Origin of the sequence: Arcobacter sp. YIC-80, from assembly GCF_044841725.1 — a bacterium.
In the GTDB taxonomy this organism is placed as follows: Bacteria; Campylobacterota; Campylobacteria; order Campylobacterales; family Arcobacteraceae; genus Arcobacter_B.
In genome coordinates, this window is sequence record NZ_JBJBSI010000001.1 from 178,874 (window position 1) to 203,903 (window position 25,030).

Annotated in this window: 2 protein-coding genes (1 of these 2 only partly in view); both read left to right on the forward strand. The window is 31.9% G+C overall.

The annotated features are described in order from the left end of the window. Positions 1 to 22,568, forward strand: partial view of a hypothetical protein gene (locus tag ACH5BK_RS00860; RefSeq protein WP_404303859.1) — the 3' portion only. 16,387 nt of this gene lie to the left of the window's left edge; 22,568 of the gene's 38,955 nt are visible here — the last part of the coding sequence; its start codon lies off the left edge, out of view; its stop codon occupies positions 22,566 to 22,568. An 11-nt stretch (positions 22,569 to 22,579) separates the two neighbouring features. Beyond that, the gene (locus ACH5BK_RS00865; RefSeq protein WP_404303860.1) at positions 22,580 to 25,024 is read left to right on the forward strand and encodes a tetratricopeptide repeat protein; all 2,445 of its coding nucleotides are present in this window, start codon (positions 22,580 to 22,582) and stop codon (positions 25,022 to 25,024) included. Positions 25,025 to 25,030: the final 6 nt, after the last annotated feature.

Genomic DNA, 25,030 nt, shown 5'->3' on the forward strand with positions numbered 1-25,030 from the left:
TAAGAAATATAGAAAATATCAAAGGTACAAATAATAATGATATTTTAGTAGGAAACTCAGAGTCAAATATCCTTGATGGACAAGGAGGTGATGATGAAATTACAGGAAATGCAGGTGCCGATGAGCTTCAAGGTGGTGCAGGAAATGACACTTTTAAAGGTAGTGATTTTAAAGATGACATAATCAATGGTGGAAATACTGATGAAACAAGTGGTGATACAGTTGATTATAGTGCAGTAACTTCAGGAATTACTGTAAATTTAGAAGAAGATGGTTCAAATACAACTGTTCAAGTTGGAGTTGATACAACAAATCATACTATAGCAAACATTGAAAATATTACAGGTTCAAATAGTGCAGTTGATAATCTAACGGGAAATAGTTCTGTAAATACTATCTTAGGACTTGGTGGAAATGATACAATTGATGGTGCTGATGGTGATGATTTCTTAGATGGTGGTGCTGGAAATAATACAGTTTCTTTTACAAGTGTAAGTTCTGGTGTAAATGTAAATCTTTCAAGTAGTGATTATACTTATGATACACAAACGTTAAGTTCTAATAGTGCTATCTCAACAGCAACTGACGCAGATTCAAATGGTACAAATGACACAGATACTATTAATAACTTTAAAAATCTTACAGGTTCTACTTTTGATGACATTTTAGTAGGAAACAGTGATATTAATACTATAAATGGTGGTAGTGGTACAGATATTATTGATGGACTTGCAGGAAATGATGTATTAAATGGTGAGGCTGGTAATGATAGCTTTATTATGGGTGCAAATGATGGTGAAGATAGTGTTGATGGAGGTAGTGGTAGTAAAGATATTATTGATTACTCTTCTCTTGCTTCAAATCAAGGAATAAATGTTTCATTAGATACAGATTCAAGTGTTACTGTAAGTATTACAAATGGTGAAAATGACTCTATTAAAAATATTGAAAATGTTATTGGTGGAGCAGGTGATGATAATATAGTAGGTGATGGACTTAAAAATACTATTATTGGTAATGCAGGTGATGATACTATTGAAGGTGGAGCTTCTGCTGATACTATTGAAGGTGGAATTGGAGCTGATGACTTAAGAGGTGATAGTGGTAATGATATTATCAAAGGTGGAGCAGATAATGACTTCATTAGAGGTGGTGATAACAACGATATTCTTTATGGTGGAGATGAAACTCATGATGAAGATACTATTGAGTCAAACACAGGTGATGACACTATAAATGGTGAAGCAGGTGATGATACTATTTATGGAAGAGATGGAGATGATGAACTATCAGGTGGAGATGATGATGATACTCTTTATGGTGGAGTAGGAAGTGATCTTTTAAGTGGTGGTGATGGAAATGATACTATTGATGGAGGAGAAGGAGAAGAGACAAATGGTGGAGATACTATTAACTACTCTTCAAAATCTATTTTTGTAGATGTAAACTTAATGAATACAGATGCAAATGACTATGCAACAGCTTCACTTGGAACAGAGCAAGATAAACTTAAAAATATAGAAAATATCACAGGAACTATTGGTAATGATTATATTGGTGGAGATAATGACAAGAATATATTAAAAGGAAATATTGGAGATGATACACTAGTTGGTGCCAAAGGAAATGATACATTAATCGGTGGAGATGGTGACGATACTTTTAAGGCTGGACTTGATGAGAATGGAGATAAAACTTTAGAAAGTGGTGATGATGGAGTTGATTATTATGATGGAGAAGAAGGTCAAGAGGATAATAATGGAGATACATTAGATTACTCTGCTTTTGATAATACTCACAATATTAATGTAGATTTATCAATTACATCTGACACAGCAGGCTTTACAGATGTTACAACAGTTAGCGTAAACAATGGTTCAAATGACTATATCAAAAATATAGAAAACATCATAGGAAGTGCTGGTGCTGATATTATCAAAGGTGATTCAAGTGCTAATATCTTAGATGGTAGTGCAGGAAATGATACCTTATATGGTGCTCAAGGAAATGATACTCTAAATGGTGGTTCAGGTATTGATACAGCTGATTATACAAGTGCAGCAAGTGCTGTAATAGTTGATATGACAAATACTGCTTCTGAGGTAACTCAAGATGGAGATGGTGGAGCAGATAATTTAATCTCTATAGAAAGAGTAATTGGGTCAGATTATCAAGATTCATTTGTAGGTGATGGAAATGACAATATTTTTGTTGGTGGAGATGAATATGATAAATTCTATGGTTCAGCAGGAAATGATACTTTTTATTCAGGAAGTGTAGTAAATGATATTCATAATGATTTAGGTGATTTTGGAAAAGTTGATTATTATAACGATGGAGCAGGTACAGTAGCAAAAGTATTTGTTGATTTAAGTAATACTTTTACAGATGCAAATGGTAATACTTATGCTCAAGCTTATAAATCGGACTCATTATTAAATGATAATGACTATTCAACTTCAACTGATAGACTTTATGGCATTACAACTGCTACAGGTACTAATAGTCATGATAGTTTCTTAGGACATTCTGGTTCAGACTATATAAAAGCTTTAGATGGTGATGATTATATAGAAGCCAAAGATGGCGATGATATTTTATTAGGTGGTGATGGAAAAGATACTTTTGTTGCAACAAGTGCAACAGATGGTTCTGATGATATTGATGGTGGAGATGATATTGATACTATTGATTATAGTAATTTAACTTCAAATTCAATAGCAGTTACTTTATCTGGTTCTAACTCTACAACAGTAGATGTGAGTGGAAGTGGAAATGACGATACAATCTCTAAAATTGAAAATGTAATAGGAACACAATTAGGTGATTTAATATCTGGTGATGCTTCAAATAATACTTTAGAAGGTAGATTAGGAAACGACATTTTATCAGGTGGAGTTGGAAATGATAGACTTGATGGTGGAGGTGATATTGATACAGCTGATTATTCAAGCGCAAATGCAGGTATTACTGTAGATTTAGGTATTGATGGAACAGCTCAGGCAATTGGAGCAGATCAAGGAAGTGATACTTTAATTGGTATAGAGAATGTTAAAGGCTCAACTCATGATGATTCTTTCAAAACAAATTATAATAAAGATAACTCTTTTGATGGTAATACAGGAAGTGATACAGTTGATTACAGTTCATTAGATGTTGATGACGCAACAGTTGATAAAGTTGTTGCTACAATGAGTGGAGCTACTGTTACAGGTAGTTCATCTACTACACCTACAACAGCAAATGATAGCTTTACATCAATAGAAAATATTATAGCAAGTGATGGGAATGACACTTTAACAGGAGATATTAAGAATAATATTCTAAAAGGTGGAGCAGGTGATGATATTATTGATGGGGCTGGTGGAGATGATAACATCGATGGTGGACTTAACACAGTTGCAGGAGATACTGTAAATTATTCAAGTTCATTAGATGGTGTAAATGTAAATCTAGGTTTAGATGGTGTTGCACAGTTTATTAGTGCAAGTGCAGGAACAGATACTTTAAACTCAATTGAGAATGTAATAGGTTCTCAACAAGCAGATACTTTTAAAGGTAACAATACTGTATCAAATACATTTAACGGTGGTATTACTGATCTTTCAAACCCAAATTCTGAGCATACAAATGATGAAAATGATAAAGTTGATTATTCTGACTCTACAAACACAATTGTTGCAGATTTAACAGCTGGAACTGTAGTAATTGGTGGAAGTGTTACAGATAACTTAATCAATATTGAGCATGTACAAGGAACTGATGGAAATGATACTTTCACAGGTAATGCTGGTGATAACTCACTTATTGGTGGAGCAGGGAATGACAAATTCTTAATCACAAGTGTAAATAATGGCGATGATGTAATAGAAGGGGATACATCTGCTGGAAATGATGGTTTAAGAGATGAGATAGATTATAGTGCTATTTCTAACACTTACTATTTAGATGCAGATTTATCAAATAATTCATTAGTAATCAAGCAATCAAGTGATGATACCTCAGTTGATAGTGATATTGTAAGAAATATTGAAGATATAACGGGAACTGCTGGTGAAGATACTATAAGAGGTAATACTTCTAAAAATATTTTAAGTGGTGCAAATGGAACTGATACTATTTATGGTGAAGGTGATGATGACATAATAAATGGTGGAGATAATACAGATAATAGTACATCTTCAACTATTTATGAATACTTAGATGGAGGAGAAGGTGCTGATACTATTTATGGTGGAGCTGGAAATGACTCTATTATTGGTGGTTCAGATGATGGAAAAGATACTTTATTTGGTGAAGCTGGAAATGATATCATTCAAGGTGGTTCAGGAGTAGATAGTATTTATGGTGGAGCTGATGATGATAATATTAGAGGTGATGCTGGAGAAGATTTAATCTACGGTGGAAGTGGAGCTGATAGAATTTCAGGTGGAAGTGAAGCTGATATAATTCATGGTGGTGATACACTAAATAGTAGTAATGATGGTGATGATATTATCAATGGTGAAGATGGAGCTGATACTATTTATGGTGGATATGGAAATGACACTATAAGTGGAGGAGCTAATAATGATGAAATTTATGGTGGTATTTCGGGAAATACAGATTATGATAATGCAATTTATGGAGATAATGATACTGTAACTTATGAAAACGCTGCAAATGGAGTAACTGTTGATTTTGTAAATAATCAAGCCACAGGTGAAGGAACTGATACTTTATATGGAATTGAAAATGCAATAGGTTCTGCTTATGATGATACTTTTGTTTCAAAACTTGATGTTTCAAATAAATTTGATGGTAGTTCAGGAAATGAAACAAATGGAGATAGTATCTCTTATGAAAATGTAAATGTAGATACAAATGATGAAGCAAATGATAAAGTAATTGTAAATCTATCAGGTACACCAGATTCAGATGGATATTTCGCTGCACAGATTTATCAAGACGGAGTACTTACTACAACTGATTATTTAAAAGATATTGAAAATATAACAGGTAGTGCAGGAAATGACACTTTAACAGGTGATAGCGATAGCAATACTCTAAAAGGTTTAGCAGGTGATGACTTATTAAGTGGAAAAGAATCTAATAACTACCTTGATGGTGGAACTGGTAGTGATACAGTAACTTATGAAGATAAATCAGTTTCAGTAAAAGTTGATTTTAAAAATAATGAAGCTTCAACATCTACTCAAATAGATACTTTAGTAAGTATTGAAAATGCCATTGGTGGAACAGCAAAAGATACTTTTATTATGAATGAAGATAATGTTGATAATATTATTGATGGTAAAGGAAGTGTTAATGACACAATATCTTATGTTAATTACACATCAAATGGTGTAAATGTAAACCTAAGTACAACACTTGCACAAACAGTAGTTGATAATGTAAGTGATGATGATATTGATACTATTTCAAATATAGAACATATAATAGGAACTTCAAATGATGATAAGTTTATAGGTTCATCTTTAGCTAACACAATAAAAGCTGGTGAAGGAAATGACACTATTATTGCGGGTGTTGATGTAGATAATGACGGAACAATTGATTCTTGGAGTGATGACGGAGCTGATTACTTTGATGGTGGAGCAGGTACACAAGATTGGATTGATTACTCTATAATTGAAAATGATGGTGGAAATAATGGTATTTCACTTACTTTAGATAGTGCAAATCCCAAAAATGTAACTGTAAAAGGTGGTTCAACTGATAGAATTTTAAATATCGAAAATATCAAAGGTACACAAGATGATGACTCAATTAAAGGGGATGTTCAAAACAACTCTTTAGTTGGAAATGATGGAAATGATATTTTAGAAGGTGAAGGTGGAACCGACAGACTTTATGGTGGAAATGATAACGATACCCTATTAGGTGGAGCAGGTGATGATACACTTATGGGAGAAGCTGGAGATGACTCATTAACAGGAAGTTTAGGAAGTGATAAAATCTATGGTGGTGATGACAACTCTGATAGTGGAGTTGATACAGTAGATTATACAAATGCCCTAGAAACTTTAACTATTGACTTAGACTTAGCTGCAACTGGTGGTTTAGCTGCTGATGGTTCTATTGAAGGAAAATCAGTAGGTTCTACAGGAGCACAAGGTCAAGGAATAGATGAACTTTATGGAATTGAAAATATTATAGGTTCAAACTTTGCAAAAGATACTATTTATGGAAATAGTTCTAAAAATGTTATTACAAGTCAAGCTGAAGATGATTATATTGAAGCTAGAGGTGGAAATGATACTGTAATTACAGGAAAAGGAAATGATACTATTGTTTCTACAAATGCAAATGATGGAGTTGATTATTATGATGGTGGAGATAAGAATGACACAGTTGATTACTCAGCTTTAGGTTCATCAAATGCAATTAGTATTGATTTAAGTACTAATGCAACTCATGACTTTGATGGACTTGGAGGAAATGACTCTTGGGAAGTAAGTGTAACAAATGGTGATAATGATATTATAAAAAATGTTGAAAACATCATAGGTGGAGCAGGTGATGATACTATTATTGCTAATAGTACTGTAAATGAACTTCAAGGTGGAGCAGGAGCTGATACTTTATCTGGTAATGAAGGTATTGACACTATTTATGGATTTAAAAAAGGACAAAGTGAATCAAGTGTAGAGTATGATACTGTTACATACAGCTATTTAACTTCAAAATCAGCTGTTATTGATTTAAGTGCAGGTACAGCTATTATTGATGCAAATGATAGTGATACTTTAGTGAGCATTGAAAATGCTATTGGTGGAAGTCTTGCAGATAAAATCACAGGTAGTTCACAAATAAATAAACTTCAAGGTGCAGGAGGAGATGATACTTTTATAAGTTCTCTTCAAAATGACTTCCTTTATGGAGGAACTTTAGATAATGCTGGATTACATACAGATAGCCATACATCAGGAGATATGGCTGATTATAGTAATACTATAAATGATAATAATAGACTTATTGTTGATTTAACAACTACATCAAATGATGGAACAAATGATTATAGTAATGCTAATATTTTATTAAATACTAATGATTCAAATGTTTATACTGATAGATTATACGATATAGAAAATATTAAAGCTACAAATAATAATGATGAATTAACAGGAAATGCTTCAAACAATACATTTATTGGAAATGCTGGAAATGATACTCTACAAGGAAAAGAAGGAGCTGATAAACTTGAAGGTTCAAGTGGAGATGATTTATTTATTGTAGATGATAGTGATATAACAAATAGTGGTGATGAAATAATTGGTGGAGCTGATTTTGATACAGTTGATTATAGTGGTATTTCAGGAAGTGGTGTAACAGTTGATTTAGAATCAGGTTCAACAGTAACAGTTGAAATAAATGGACAAACACATACTTTAAATGGAATTGAGCATTTAATAGGAACAAACCAAGTTGATACTCTAACAGGAGATGCAAATCTAAATAGAGTTCAAGGTATGGGTGGAAGTGATGAAATTTATGGTCAAGCAGGTTCTGACTTCTTATATGGTGGTGCTCAAGAAGAAAATAGTGCAGGTTCGGGTGATGATACTATTGATGGTAAAGCAGGAGATGACTTTATTAGAGGTGGTGATGGAGATGATGATCTAAGAGGTGGTACAGGAAAAGATACTATTTATGGTGAAGATGGTGTTGATGTAATACGTGGAGAATCAGAAGATGATATCATTTATGGTGGAGCAAATAATGATGATATAAACGGTGGTTTAGGTGCAGATACAATCTATGCTGGAACTGGTGATGATGTTATCTCATTTGAGCAAGCAGATAATAAAATTGATATAGTTTATGGTGGAGATGCAGCAGCAGATAGTGGGGTTGATACAGTTGATTATTCACAAGCTATTAAAGGAATGACTGTAAACTTAGCTAATGGTAATGCAAAAGGAACAGCAAGTAGTGCAGATCAAGGTAATGATGAATTATATGGAATTGAAAATATTTCAGGTTCAAACTTAGAAGCTGATAATATCACTGGAAATAATGTAACAAATACTTTAAGTGGTAATGGTGGAGCTGATATTATTTATGGTGAAGCAGGTGATGATACACTTTATGGTGGAGCTGATAATGACCAATTACATGGTGGAGCTGACAATGATAGTATTAATGCAGATGAAGGTGATGATATTATCTATGGAGATGAAGGTGATGATAGATTACTAGGTAATGATGGTAATGATACTTTCATAGCTACTTCTGCAAGTGATGGAAGTGATTCTATTATTGGTGGAGCGAATAATGATACTATTGACTACAGTATAATCACTGACAATTCAAATAAAATTGTTGTTGAACTAGCTGCTACAGGAGATACTACAGTTGATGTATTAACAGGTGATGATGATACAATCAATGGAATTGAAAATGTAATAGGTACAGCAGGAAATGATACTTTTACAGGAAGTGCATTACAAAATACTTTAAATGGTGCAAATGGTATAGATGAGGTTCGATATGATTATGACAATGGTGCAGGTATTAGTGTAGACTTAGAAAACAACATGGCAACCGAAACAGGTGGTATTGTTGATACTTTAACTTCTATTGAAAATATTTTAGGTTCAAGTTATGATGATAATTTTGTAACAGCAACAGGAGTTTCAAATGTAATTGATGGTGGAACTACAAATACAAATGAAACAAATGGTGATACTATTGATTATAGTTCAAGAAATAATGCCATAAATGTAACATTAAATGGATCAACATTAGCAACAGTAGATATAAATGGCGATTCAAATGATCAAATTAGAAATATTGAAAATGTTACAGGAAGTTCAAGAAATGACTCAATTACTGGGGACTCTTTAGATAATACATTACTTGGAAGTCAAGGAGATGATGAATTATTAGGAGCTGGTGGAAATGACTACATAGATGGTGGAGCAGATGATGATATTATCACAGGTGGAGCTGGTGCTGATAAAATGTTTGGTTCATCAGGAAATGATTTATTTAAGGGTGATGATTTTACAAGTGATACTATTGATGGAGGAAATGAAGATGACTCATCAAGAGGAAGTGATACAGTTGATTATAGTAATTTAAATACATCAGGTATGACTACAGGTATTGATGTAACATTAAATAACTCAACTATAGCAAATGTAACAGTTAACTCAAATGCAAATAATCATACCTTAGTAAATATTGAAAATATATATGGTACTTCTTTAGCTGATAATATAATAGGTGATGAAGATGCAAATAGTTTATTAGGTAATGATGGGACTGATTATATAGATGGTGCTGGTGGAAATGACTATATAGAAGGTGGAGCAAATACTACTGGCACAGAAACATTAATAGGTGGAATTGGATTAGATACTATTTATGGTGGAGAAGGTGTTGATCATATCTTAGGTGGAAATGATGATGATAAACTTTATGGTGATGAACAAAATGATACTTTAGATGGTGGATCTGGTGATGATAGAATCGAAGGTGGTTCAGGTGATGATACTTTAATAGGTGGAGCTGGAAATGATAATTTAGTTGGAGGTACTACAGGTGAGACTATAGGAGATACAGCTGATTATAGTAATGAAAGCTCAACAGTTCAAGCAAATATTTCAAGTTCTTTTGCTATTGGTACATCTATAGGAACAGATATCTTTAATTCAATAGAAAACATTACAGGAACAAATTTAGGTGGTGTTGGTGATGATATTACAGGGGATAATGGAAATAATATCTTAAAAGGTTTAGCAGGAGATGATACAATCTCTGAAATGGGTGGAGATGATACTATTGAAGGTGGAGCTGGAAATGATTATATCACAGCAGGTGCTGGTGATGATATTATTGATGGAGATGATACAGACTCTGGAACTACTAATGGTACTTCTGATACTTTAAATTACAATGCTATTTCAATAAATGATGATACAGGTGATACTAGAGATGTAGATGGCGCTGGTATTGATACGACAGGTGTTGATGCATATTTAGGTATAGAAGTTGATTTATCTAATACAAATGCTCAAAGAATTCATAATGAGTATGGAACTGATACTATTACAAATATTGAAAATGTAATTGGTTCAAATAAAGGTGATTATATTTCTGGAAATAATTCTAATAATACATTAGAAGGAAGATCAGGAAATGACTATCTTGTAGGTCTTGATGGAGCTGATAAACTTATTGGTGGAAGTGGAGTTGATACAGTTGACTTTACAGCAGGTTCTCAAAAAGTTATAGTAAATATGAATACTCCTCAAACAGATGGAAGTAGTGATACATATAGAGTGCAAAATGATGGCTTTGGAAATAAAGAGTTCTTAGATGGTGTTGAAAATATTATCACAGGTGCTGGTGATGATACTATTTATGGAGATGCTTTATCAAATACTATTATTACAGGAGCAGGAAATGATACTATTAGAGGTGGAGCTGATGCAGATGTAATTGATGGTGGAGATAATGAAGATACAGCTGACTTCTCTGATTTAGCTTATGGAGTAACTGTTGATTTAGATACAGATAATAATATTGGAAATACAGCTGAGGGTACTGCTTTATCAAATGGTAAAACAGATACTCTTAAAAATATTGAAAATGTAATTGGTACAAGTAGAGTTGATAATATCACAGGTGATGAAAACAATAATACACTTTTTGGTGGTGAAGACAATGATACATTTAGAGGTTTACAAGGAGTTGATTATATAGATGGTGGTGAAGGAACTGCTGATACAATTAACTTTAGTGATGGTACACAAGGTATTAATATTAACCTTAGTACTACACAAAATATAAATGACAACACTACATATAGAGTTCAAGATGATGGTTTTGGGAATAAAGAGTTTGTTGATGGTATTGAAAATATTATAGGAACTAATTCAAAAGATATTATTACAGGTGATGATAATAACAACTTACTAGATGGTGGTTCTGATGATGATACTATCTCAGGTGGAGATGGAAAAGATATTTTAGTAGGTCAAACAGGTGCTGATACATTTAAAGGTGGAGCAGGTGATGATATTATTTATGGTAATGACTCATTAGTTTCAAGTTCGGATTCTAGTAGAGATGTTGTTGATTATACAAGTGCTTCAAATTCAATTTTATTAAATCTTTCTTCATCAGATAGTAATATTGAGCTTTCAAGAGAAACTTCAACTACTTTAGGAACACAAACAGCTGTTGGTGAAGGTACTGATAGATTATATGATATTCAAGATGTAATAGGTTCAAATCTTGCTGATACTATAGTTGGAGATGAAAATACTAACTCACTTTTAGGTCAAGGTGGAAATGATTTACTAATTGGTTCAGGTGGAGCTGATGTATTAATAGGTGGAAATGACAATGATACTATTTTAGGTGGCTTAGATTCTGATGTTATTTATGGTGGTTCATTAAGTGGAACTACACATACAGATGATGGAACTGATACAGTTGATTATAGTTATATCACAAGTACAACTGCTATAAATGCTGATTTATCATTGGATGATGGAAATAATGATACAAATAATGAGTCAGAAATCAAAGAAGTTGGAAATGCTACAAATGCTGATAGTGTTGAAGGTATTGAAAATATTGTTGCTACAAAAAATGATGATACTTTAAAAGGTAGTGATGATTACAATGAAGTAAATGTACTTGATGGTTATAAAGGAAATGACTCATTTATTGCTTCAAAAGGTGTAGATGAGTTTATAGGTGGAGATGGTATTGATACTTTAGACTTTAGTAAGATTGATACAAATGCTTCAACTGGTACAACTGATGATGATGGAAATGCTGTAATTGTTGATTTAGGTTTAGGACAAGTTACTGATGATGGATATAGAAATGCAGGAACAGCTGTAGTTGATATAGTTTCAGATATAGAAGTAGTTATTGGTACTAATGGTGATGATGAGTTAATAGGAAGTAGTGAAGCAAATACTTTAATAGGTGGAAGTGGTAAAGATACTATAAGAGGTGCTGATGGTGCTGATTTACTTGAAGGTGGAGATAATAATGATAGTTTATATGGTGGTTCTCAAAAAGATACACTTTTAGGAGAAGATGGAAATGATGTTCTACAAGGTGGAGCAGGAAATGACTCTATTTATGGTGGAGCAGGAAATGATGAAATAGAAAAACTTCAAGGTGATGGAGATGATACTATTGATGCAGGAAGTGGAGATGATATCATTTATTCAGGTGAAGGAGATGACTCTATTACAGGTGGCGCTGATATAGATACTTTAACTTATGAACAAGTTACAGCAAATGGTATTACAGTAAATCTTGGAAGTGGAGTTTCTAATGACTTTGGTACTATCGTAAACGGAGCTAATACAGATACTTTAGGTGATCATATAGAAATCATCAAAGGTTCTACAAATGCAGATGTTATTTTAGGATATAACGGAACTGATCAGGGAAGTGATTATAATGACACTTTATATGGAAATGGTTCAGGAGATAGTATTTATGGTGGTATTGGAGATGATACCTTATTTGGTGGAAATGGAATAGATACACTAAGAGGTCAAGCTGGTAATGATAGTATTGATGGTGGAGCAGGAGCTGATACAATTGATTTTGCTGATGCAAATACAGGAGTAAAAGTATTCTTAGATAGTACAGATGAAGATAACAATTCTGTAACTCATGAAGTAATGGAAGATGGTTTTGGAACAAAAGATCAAGTTACTGATGTTGAAAAAGTAATAGGTTCAAGTTACGCTGATACTATTAAAGGTGATGCAAATACTAATACTATTAAATCTGGACTTGGTGATGATACTATTATAGCTACATTAGGTTCTGACGAAATTGATGGTGGTGGTAATACAACTGGTGTAGGTGGTGGAGACTGGCTTAGTTTCCAAGCTTTAGGAACAGCAGTTGATGCAGCTATGCAAAATGGAACTATCACAGGTGGTTTAGGTACTACAAATATTACAGAAATTGAAAATTTATATGGAACTACTCTAAATGACGCTTTAACAGGTGATGCAAATAATAACTCACTTGATGGAAATAGTGGTAATGATGTAATAGATGGAGGAGCAGGATCTGACCATTTACTTGGAAATACAGGAAATGATACTTTAATAGGTGGAGATGGAATTGACACTTATGATGGGGGAGATGATAATGATACTATTAGTTTCTATAATGTAGGGGCTTCTGTAGATGTTGACTTATCAAGTTCAACTGTAAATGATGATGGATTTGGAAATACAGAATCAGGTGCAATTACAGATGTAGAGAATATTGTAGGTACATTAAACCATGATGATAATTTAACAGGTGATAATCAAAACAATACTATTTATGGTTATGGTGGAAATGATACTATAAATGGACAAGGTGGTTTTGATACTATTTATGGTGGAACTGGAACAGATAGAATTTATTCAGGTACTGATACAGATGATAGTAGTGAAGATGTAGTATTTGGACAAGAAGGTGTTGATACTATTATAGGAAGTTTTGATAAAGCTGTTTTATTTGGTGATATTGCAGGTGGAAGTGATGTGGAGGAAGATTGGATTGATTATTCTACTTCATCAAGTGCTATTACTGTTGATTTAAGTGGAAATGTTGCTAATTCAACTTATGTATTAGATAGTGCAAATGATACTTTAGATGGAACATATACAAAAGTTATAAACAATGATACTCCTACAGATTTTGATTTAATCTCACAAATCGAAAATATTATCGGTACAGATCACGCAGATATTTTAGGTGGAAAAAATGGTGAAGACAATTCTATTTTAGCAGGTGAAGGGGATGATACTATTTTCCATTCTAGTTCTATAGGAAATAACTATGTAGATGGAGAAGAAGGAAGTGACTGGTTAAGCTTAGAATATTATATAGTAAATGTTGATTTAAACTCAGGTTCAAATGGTATTTATAATATTGAAAATATTTTAGATAAACAAACAGGCTCTAATAGAACTGTGTGGGGATCAACAGTTGATAATACATTTATCATGTATGATGGTAATGACCATGTTTTAGGTAGACAAGGTGATGATGTTTATGATTTAGGAACAGGAGATGATAGAGCATCAGCTAATTATGGAAATGATACTTTAATTGGTGGTGATGGTACAGATAGACTTGATTATAGAAATCATTTTGGTTCAACACAAGGGGCAAAAATAATCTTACAAAATGCTAATATTGATACAAATAATGATAATGTTGGTGATTTAAGTGTAACTTCATCTACAACAACTTTAACATTAGAAGGTTTAAATACTTTAGCCAATGGAGATTATACATTCTATCAAATTACAGATGGAAGAGGTTTTACTGATTATATTTATCAAAAAAATGATTTAACATCAGACTTTGAAGAATTTTATTTGTCTACTAGAGCAGATACAATGGTTGGTGATGAAGCTGCTAACTATGTTGAGGCTTATGAAGGAAATGATATTGTTCTTGGTATGGGTGGAGATGATAGAATTGATGGACATAATGGAGCTGACTTAATTTATGGTGGAGAAGGTGCTGACACACTTAATGGAGAATCAGATAATGATACTATTTATGGAGAAAATGGTGATGACAATATAAATGGTGGTTCATCTAATGATTATCTTAATGGTGGTGCGGATAATGATAATATCCGTGGTGGCTCAGGTAATGATATTATTTATACAGGAACAGGAAATGATGATGTAAATGGTGATTCTGGTCTTGATACTATTTATAATGAAGATGGAGCTGATGTAATAGATGGTGGTACTGAAATAGATGATTTATTCTATGTTGGTGGAACACAAGGTGTAGTTGTAGATTTAGATGGAACAACTAATGCCTCAACTGATTCTTATGGAAATACAGAAACTATAAGAAATATTGAAAATGTTACAGGTACAGCATTTAATGATACATTTAGAGGTAATGATTCTGAAAATACTTTAATTGGTGGAGATTTAGATGATACTTTCTATATCTCAATAGGGGATGATAAAATTCAAGGTGATAGTGGAAGTGAAGACTTAATTGACTTCTCTGAAATTACAATTGATGGAACAGCCAATGATAGTGTAATTGATAATAATATTGATTTAGAAGACCAAGATAATGCTGTATTCAGCGTAGGGGGAACACAATATAATCAATCATTATTAGGTATTGAAAATGTAAATGGTAGTGATAAAGATGATAGAATCATAGGAACTAAAACTTTAGATACTGATAATACAATCAATGGATTATCAGGTAATGACTCTATAGAAGGCTTAGCAGGAAATGATTATCTTTTAGGTGGAGATGGTAATGATACTATTGAAGGTGGATTAGGTGATGATATTATGTTTGGTGGTGATGATACTACTGATACAAGCTTAGATGACTGGGTTGTTTATGATAGCTCATTAACAGGTGTAAAAATAAATATAGACTCAACATCAGCTCATGATGGAATTGCTGCAAATACTGCAACAGGCGAAGGAAATGATACTTTAAGTGGTTTTGAAAATGTTATAGGTTCTACAAGTCAAGATACTATCTATGGTTCAGATGGAGAAAATGAGATAAAAGGAAATTCAGGTTCTGATAGTCTTTATGGACTAGATGGAAATGACACTATTTATGGTGATGCTGATAATGATTATATCGATGGTGGTATTGGAAATGATGAGTTATATGGTGGAACTGGAGATGATTCATTTATTACAACTGCTGGAGATGATGTAATAGATGGTGGTAGTGATAGTGATACAGTTGATTATAGTTCTGTAAATGCTTCTTTAAATGTTACATTAGGAGCAAGTGGAGATGCAACTGTAAGTATTGATGGAACTGATACTTTAACAGAAATTGAAAACCTAAGAGGTTCAAATACTCAAGGAGATTCAATACAAGGTAATAGTGAGAACAACACTTTAGAAGGACTTGGAGGAGATGATACTCTAAGAGGTGAAGCAGGAAATGATGACCTTCAAGGTGGAGCTGGAAATGATAGAATCTTTGCTGGAAGTGGAATTGATAATATAGATGGTGGAAATGATACAACAGGTGACTGGTTAGACTATAGTGATACACCAAATAATATTAACATTAATGTGGATTTAGCAAATAAAACAGCCACTGGTAATGGAGATGATACTATTGAAAATATTGAACATCTTCAAATGGGAGATGGTGATGATGTTGTAAAAGGTAATGTTTATAATAATAGTTTAATAGGTGGAGATGGAAATGATACATTAAGTGTAGCTCACGCAACTAGTAATGTAACTATTGATTTAACAGATACTATAAATAAAAACGGAACAACAACAGGTTCTAGTATTGGTACAGATACATTTGAGAGTTTTGAAAATTTTGAAGGGTCAGCACAAAATGATACATTAAATACTACTGCTGTTTCAAATATTACTTTTGATGGTGCAGGAAGTAGTGATACTATTGATTATAATATTACAGATAATACAGATTTAACAGTAACTATTAATGGCACTAATCCTATAACTGTAAGTGATACAACAAATACAGATACACTTACAAGTGTTGAGGTTATCAAAACTGGAAATGGTGATGATACATATAACTATACAGGCTCTCCAAATATAGATACTCTTGATGCAGGAGCTGGTACAGATAGCTTATCTCTATCAGGTAGTGTAGATTTAAGTGGTGTTACACTACTTAATTTTGAAGACATTTCAGTTGAAGATGGTAACACAGCAACAATAAGTGCAACAAACTTAGATGATGAAACCCTTACAATAAATACAAATAATACTGGTGTTCTAAATATCATTGCTACAGATACTCCAGCTGATCATGATTTTGATGCAATTACTAAAGTAGGAAATGGAACTATAAATCTAATAGTAAATCAAAGTGTTGATTTAACAGGACATGATATAAATGGAGTGAACAATATCATAGATGGTATTGAAGTTACAAGCGGAGTTGTAACACTAAGTGAAACACAAGTTACAAGTGGTACAGTTGTTGTAAGTGGTGCAGGAAGTGCAGTTGTTGAGGTAAATTCAGATACATCTACAGACTTTACATCTATTTTAGCTTTAGATAATAATACAAATGAAACAATAAAGTTTACAGGAAACTCTACATTTACAGGGAATTTTGCTGATTCAAATATAGATATTAATTCAGGTGTTACAGTAGTAACAACTGGCGATAAACTAGATGGTAAAACAACTACAATTAGTGGTGCTGGAAACATGACAGTAAATGCCTCTGGTACAGTAGATTTAAGTTCATTAACAAATAGTATTACAGGTAACTTTACAATCAATGATTCAGCACTTGATGATAATATTACAACTACAACTTCTGATGATATTATCAATGTAACAGGCGCAGGTAGTGATATAATAAATGCACTAGGTGGTAATGATACTATTACAATTAACCATGCAGTTACAAGTATTGATGGGGGAGCAAATAATGATACATTAGTTGTTGCTTCAAGTTTAGGAACTATAGATATGAGTTCACAAACTATTAATGCTATTGAAACATTAACTGTAAATAGTGGTTCACGACTAGTAATCACTGATGAGCAAGCAGTTTCATTTACAACAATAAATGGTTCAGGTGAAGTTGAAGTATTAATGGATGGTAACTCAAGTGCTGATTTAACACATCTTAATTCAAGTACAAAAGTAGTAACAGTTACAGCAAATAGTGATTTTACAGGAACATTCGCAAGTGGAACAGTTATTCAAGTTGATGATGGAGCTACTTTAAGTGCAGACTATTCAAAATTAACAGGCTTTACTATAAATGAAACTGGAACTACAGGTGAAGTTGAAATAGAAATAACAGCAGCAAATTCAAATGCAGATTTATCAACTATAAATGGAACAGCAGGTCAAAAAGCAACAATAACTGAAAATCAAACTTTTACAGGTAATTTAAATTCAGTTGTAACTACAATCAATGCCGTTTCAGTAATAGCAGCAGCTGATATTGTAACTGGACAAGAAATAAACCAAATAAATAGTGGTACTTTAAATGTTACATTAATAGACGCAGCAGGTCAAAATAATGCAGATTTAACAACAATAGCAGGAAATGCTTTATCAACTGTAACTGTAAATGAATCTTTAACATTTACAGGTACTTTAGATGATACAGTATCAACTACTGTAAATACAGGAGTTACTCTAACAGTTTCTGATGCTATTATGGGTACAAAAACTATTGATGGTTCAGGTAATGCAATAATTACTATGACAAGTGGAAGTAATAATACAGATTTAACAAGCTTAAATGTTAGTGGAAGTGAAACAGCAAGGTTTAGTGGAAATACAAACTTTACAGGTGGTACACTTTCAGACACAGATACTATTGAAGTTGTTTCAGGAACATTGATTTTAGATGGTAGTCAATTAAATAATCAAACTATTACAGGAGCTGGAAATATCACAGTTAATGCAAGTGGTGTTACAAATTTAAGTTCTATTACAAATAACTTAACAGGTACTTTAACAATAAATGACTCATCTAATACAGATACTATTACAGGTACAAATGCAGCAGAAACAGTTAATCTAAATGCAGGTGGAAGTGATAGTGTAGATACAGCAGATGGTAATGATACTATTAATTTAGCTCAAAACGTTACATCGATTAATGGTGGTGCTGGAAATAGCGATACTTTAAATGTAACTACTACAGCTACAATAGGTTCTTTATCAAATGTAGAGATTTTAGATATTCAAGCGACAAATGATTTAAGTGCTTATGATTTAAGTGATGTAAATAGTTTAGATGTAAATAATAACAATGGTTCTTCTTCTATTACAGCAACAATGACGCTAGCTCAATACAATGCTTTAGGAAGTTCAAATATTACAAAAGGAAGTGATGATAATATTGCTTTAACTAATGTAAATGGAAATATCACATCAAATGATTTAAGTGATGCTACGAGTATTTCATTAAGTGCAGATACAACTATGACAGTAAATCAAGTAAACCAATTTAACGGAAATATCACTAAAAATGGTTTTGAAATTACTGTTTTAGATACAGCAAGTAATATTGAAGGAAATATAATCTCATTATTAGCAAGTGGTGTTGATACAGTAGATGCAAGTGATACAAACTTAGATGTAACAGTAGCAGAGGCTACATCAGCTATGAAGTTTACAACTGGTGATAATATCACTCTAAGTGATACAAATGCTAATTTTGTAGGAGTTGATTTCGTAGCATTAAAAGCAAAAGGAATTGATAGGGTTGATGAATCAACAGGAAATAGTATTACTGTTGATGTATCACAAGCTTTATCAAATATCGCATTTGTAGATACAACAGTGATAGTAAGTGATACACAAACAGCAATACAAAATGCAGACTTTGTAGCACTAAAAACAGCAGGTGTAGATATAGTAGATTCAAATAATGATATATTAAATATAAATACAACACAAGCAACAGCAGGAATTGATTTTGTAACAGGTGATGCAGTAACAGTAGTAGATACAGCAAATAACTTAGTTACAAATATAGGTTCTTATGGAGCAAACGTAGATGAATTAAATGCAAGCGATACAAATGTAAGTTTAAGTGTAGCCCAAGCAAATACATTAAATACAAATAATACAAAATTTGTAGCAGGAAATAACGTAACAGTAGTAGATACACAAGCAAACATAAATGGTGCAAACTTTACAACACTTCAAAATATAGGAGTTGATTCAGTTGATGTTTCAGGTGTTGATGCAATAAGTGTAACAGTTGCACAAGCAAATGTAGGTTTAACATTTGTAGATTCAACAGTAACAGTACTTGATAGTAAAACAGCAATAGAAGCAGCCAACTTTACAGACTTAGTAAGTAAAGGTGTAGATATTGTAGATTCAACAAGTGATATATTAAATGTAAGTTTAACACAAGCCTCAACAGCAGGAATATCATTTGTAGCAGGAGATGTTGTAACTCTTACAGATACACAAGCTAATATAAATACAGCAGATTTTGTGGCATTAAAAACAAAAGGTATTGATAAAGTTGATATAAGTGGAGCAACTACAATAACTGTAGATATTACTCAAGCACTTGCAGGTTTAGAGTTTGTAGATACAACAGTAATAGTAAGTGATACACAAACAGCAATACAAAATGCAGACTTTGTAGCACTAAAAACAGCAGGTGTAGATATAGTAGATTCAAATAATGATATATTAAATATAAATACAACACAAGCAACAGCAGGAATTGATTTTGTAACAGGTGATGCAGTAACAGTAGTAGATACAGCAAATAATATAGTTACAAATATAGGTTCTTATGGAGCAAACGTAGATGAATTAAATGCAAGCGATACAAATGTAAGTTTAAGTGTAGCCCAAGCAAATACATTAAATACAAATAATACAAAATTTGTAGCAGGAAATAACGTAACAGTAGTAGATACACAAGCAAACATAAATGGTGCAAACTTTACAACACTTCAAAATATAGGAGTTGATTTAGTTGATGTTTCAGGTGTTGATGCTATTACTGTAAATACAGCACAAGCTTTATCGGGAATAAATTTTGTAGACTCTACAGTGACACTTAGTGATACACAAGTAGCTATAGAAGCTGCTAACTTTACAAATTTAGCAAATGCAGGTGTTGATATAATAAACTCAACAAACACTACTTTAAATGTAAGTGTGTCTCAAGCAACAACTGCTGGTATTTCTTTTACTGCTTCAAATGAAGTGACACTTAGTGATACACAAGGGAATATTACAGGAGTAGATTTTGCTTCATTAGTTTCTAAAAATGTAGATAAAGTAGATGTAAGTGGTTCTTCAACTATTACAGTAAATGCAACTCAAGCCCTTGCAGGTTTAGAGTTTGTAGATACAACAGTAATAGTGAGTGATACAAAAGCAACTTTAGAAGCTTCAAACTTTACAAGTTTTGTAAGTGCTGGTATTACAACTGTAAATTCAACTGATAATAACTTAGATATTTCATATTCTCAAGCTACATCAGGTTTAGACTTTACATCAGGGAATACTGTAACTTTAGTTGATACAGCAGCTGTATTAAATAGTGCTGATTATTCTTCTCTTGGAGCAAATATAGATTCTATTAATTCATCTAATAACACAGTTAGTTTAACAACTGCACAAGCAAGTGATATTAATACTTATGGAATTAGTTTTGATGGAAGTGATACTGTAACTGTAAATGATAGTGCAACAAATATTCAAAGTGCAAACTTTACTAATCTTTCAAATTTAAGTACAAACGATGTAGTTATTGATTCAAATACAGGAAGCTTAAATGTTAATGTTGCTCAAGCAACAACAGCAGGTATTGCCTTTACTAGTTCAAATAATGTAACATTAATCGATTCTGTTTCAAATTTAAGTTCGGCTAATTATTCAGCATTAAATACAAATATAGATAGTATCAATGCAAGTGGTACCGGAACAATTACACTAGATAAAACACAAGTTACAGATGTTAAAACTTATGGAATATCTTTTGATTCAGGTGATAATGTTACATTTAATGATACAGGTGCAAATATAGGAAGTGTAACATTCCAAGATATGGTTGATATTGGAGTTGATACAGTAGATGCAATTGATAATGTATTAACTGTAAGTGTTGATGATACAACAAAAGGTATTTCATTTACAGCAGGAGATACAGTAACATTATCTGATGCACAAGGCACTATTGAGGGAGCTGATTTAAGTGCTTTATATGCACAAGGTGTTGATGTAGTTGATTCTACTTCAAACTCTTTAAGTGTAAGTGTTGCAGAAGCAAATTCAGGTATTTCATTCCATGCTAGTGATTCTGTAGATGTAACAGGGACAGCCGGAAGTGATACTATGAATTTAGGAACTTATGATTATAATAGTATTAATTTAGCTGGTGGAAGTGATAATATAAATATTGATATTGATGATTTAACAAGTGCTGATAATATTAACTTTGGAGTAGGAGATAGTGATACTTTAACATTTAATGATTCAGGAACAATAACTGATTTAGATTTCACAAATATTTCAAATCTTGATAGAGTAGATTTTGCTAATGGAGCTGATACAGTTAGTTTAGGAAGTGAAACAGCACAAGCTATTGAGGGAACTTCTGATATTATTGATGGAAATGGTGGAAATGATGACTTTTCACTTGACTTTAGTAATTTAGACTCATTCTCTATTGATGGTGGTGCAGATACTGATGAAGTTAACTTAACAGGTAATACTGGAACAGATATATCAAGTGATACTTTATTAGGGGATAATAATGACTTTAGTAATATTGAAGCTTTAGATATTTCTAGCTTAACTTTAAATACAACAGGAACAAATGTAGAGTTTGAATTAACAGATGATCTTATCAAGTCTTGGACAGATGCAAGTAATAATTTAACTTTAAAATTAAATAGTGCCCAAGCAGATAAAATCAAATTTACAGCAGTTGGTGCAGATAATACTCCTGGTACAGGAGATGATATAGTTTATGATGGAAATGCAAATACAGTAACTGATAATCAAACGTATGATTTAGGTGATACAACTTTAACAATTGATTTAATAGATGTGTAATAGGGAGCATAATGAGTAAAATAGTTTATAATCCAAATATTTTTGAACAAGAAAATATTGACAAAGCGAAAAAAATCATCCTTACAAATGAGGGTGATTTAAAAAGTGAAGAAAGATGGGAAAAAGAGACACCTTTCATAGTAAATGATATTATAGAAAAATTACAAGTAAATGAAAACATGACACTTTTAGATTTTGGTTGTGGTATAGGAAGAGTAGCTAAAGGTCTTATTGAAAAAACATCTTGTAAAGTAATAGGAGTTGATATTTCTAATTCTATGAGAGATATGGCAAAAGAGTATGTAAATAGCGAAAATTTTAAAGCTATATCTCCACAAGATTTGGAAGTAAATATTGCTAAAGGCTTTAGATTTGATGCTTCATATAGTATTTGGGTTTTACAACATTGTTTATCTCCTCAAATGGAAATAGATACGATTAGAAGAGCATTAAAAAAAGATGCTTTATTTTATGTATTAAATAATAAAATAAGTGCAGTTCCAACAAATAAAGGTTGGAAAAATAATGGAGTAAATATCCATGAAATTTTAAAGCTAAGATTTGAACAACTTCATGAAAGCTCACTACCTATAAAAATAGCAGATGAAAAAATATCAAAACTTACTTTTATAAGTCTTCTTAGAAATTCAAAAGGTTTTAAAACTATTTCGTCAAATAAAGAAGTTATAGATTTAACAAACCAAGCTTTACAAGAATATAAAAAAGGAAATCTTGAAGCTTGTAAAAAATTTTATTTAAAAGTTTTAGAGATTGAAGAAAACAATGAAGATGCACTAGGAAATTTAGGAGTTGTCTCAAAAGCCTTAGGAAATAGTAAAGAAGCTATAAATTACTATATCAAAGCAATAAAAATAAACCCTCATAATGCTTTGACATACAATAATTTAGGAAATGCTTTAAAAGATATAAAAGATTACAAAAGAGCCATTCAAGCTTTTAGTGATTGTATAAAAAGAGATCCAAAAAATTCAAGTGCTTATAATAACTTAGGAATTACTTTTGAAGCATTAGGCGATAAAAACAAAGCAATATGGGCCTATAAAGAAGCAGTAAGAATAAATCCAAACTTTTCAAAAGCTGTAAATAATATAGGAGTAATACTTTATAAACAAGAAAAGTATGAAGAAGCAATACAAATATTTAAAATTGCACTAAATATAGATAAAGACTATCATGAATTACATAGTAATATTGGAGCTTGTTTAAATAAACTAAAAAAATATGATGAAGCTATTAGCTCTTTAAACTTAGCAATAGAAAAAGACCCACAAAATGCAGGAGCTTATACAAATTTAGGAAATGTATACAATAAAATCCATGAGTATAAGAAAGCTGCAAAGTTACATGAAAAATCTATTGAATTAGCTCCCAATGGAGTAAATGCTTACAGTAATGTAGGAACTTCATATAAATATTTAAACCAAGCAAATAAAGCAATAGAGTCATATAAAAAAGCAATTGAACTTGACCCAAATTTTGTAAATGCTCACTTTGATTTAGCAACTATGTATTTAGCAAAGGGTGATTATGAAAATGGTTTTAAAGAGTATGAGTATAGATTTCAAAAAGATGAGATGAAAAGTCATATTTTTAATAATAAAGATATTTTCTCAAAGCCTATGTTTACAGGTAAAGAAGATATAAAAGATAAAACACTTTTAATTCATTCTGAGCAAGGCTTTGGTGATTCATTACAGTTTATTAGATTTGTAGCTGATATAAAAGAAAAGTTTTCTTGTAAGATAGCTGTAAAATGTAGAGATGAGTTAAAAGAGCTATTTAAGTGTTTAGAAGAGATTGATATTTTAACAGACAGAAGTGAAAATACACCTTCATTTGATTATCATTTACCTATGATGAGTATGCCTTATGTATTAGGTATTAAAAATATAAAAGAGTTAAAACAACACAAAGGATACCTAAAAGCAAAAAAAGATGATACTTTTAAAGTTACAAAGAAAAAAGGAACTTTAAATATTGGTATTTGTTGGAGTGCTTCTGTAACAGGTGAGAGTTATGATGGAAAGGTTTTTGATTTAAGTTATTTAGAAAAGCTTGTTAAAAGTAAAAAAGTAAATGTTTACTCACTTCAAGTGGGGCCTGAAAAAGAAGATATTAAAAAACTTGGCTTTGAAAATGATATTATAGATTTAACAGAACAGTTAACAGACTTTTCTAAAACAGCTAGTTTGATAAATGAACTTGATTTAGTAATCTCTTCTGATACTTCTGTTGCTCATTTAACTGGTGCTTTAAATAAACCAATCTGGGTTCCACTACAAAAAATACCTGATTGGAGATGGCAAAATAAAGGTGAAAAATCTTTATGGTATCCAAGTGCAAAACTATTTAGACAAAAAACAAATAGAGTATGGGATAGCGTATTTCAGTCTATTTATGATAAACTTTTTTCTAATTTTAAAATAAAAGTTTAGTTATAG

Excerpts from the sequence above, each read along its gene's own strand:
- ACH5BK_RS00865 (WP_404303860.1), top strand. The coding sequence starts at position 22,580 with ATGAGTAAAATAGTTTATAATCCAAATATTTTTGAACAAGAAAATATT.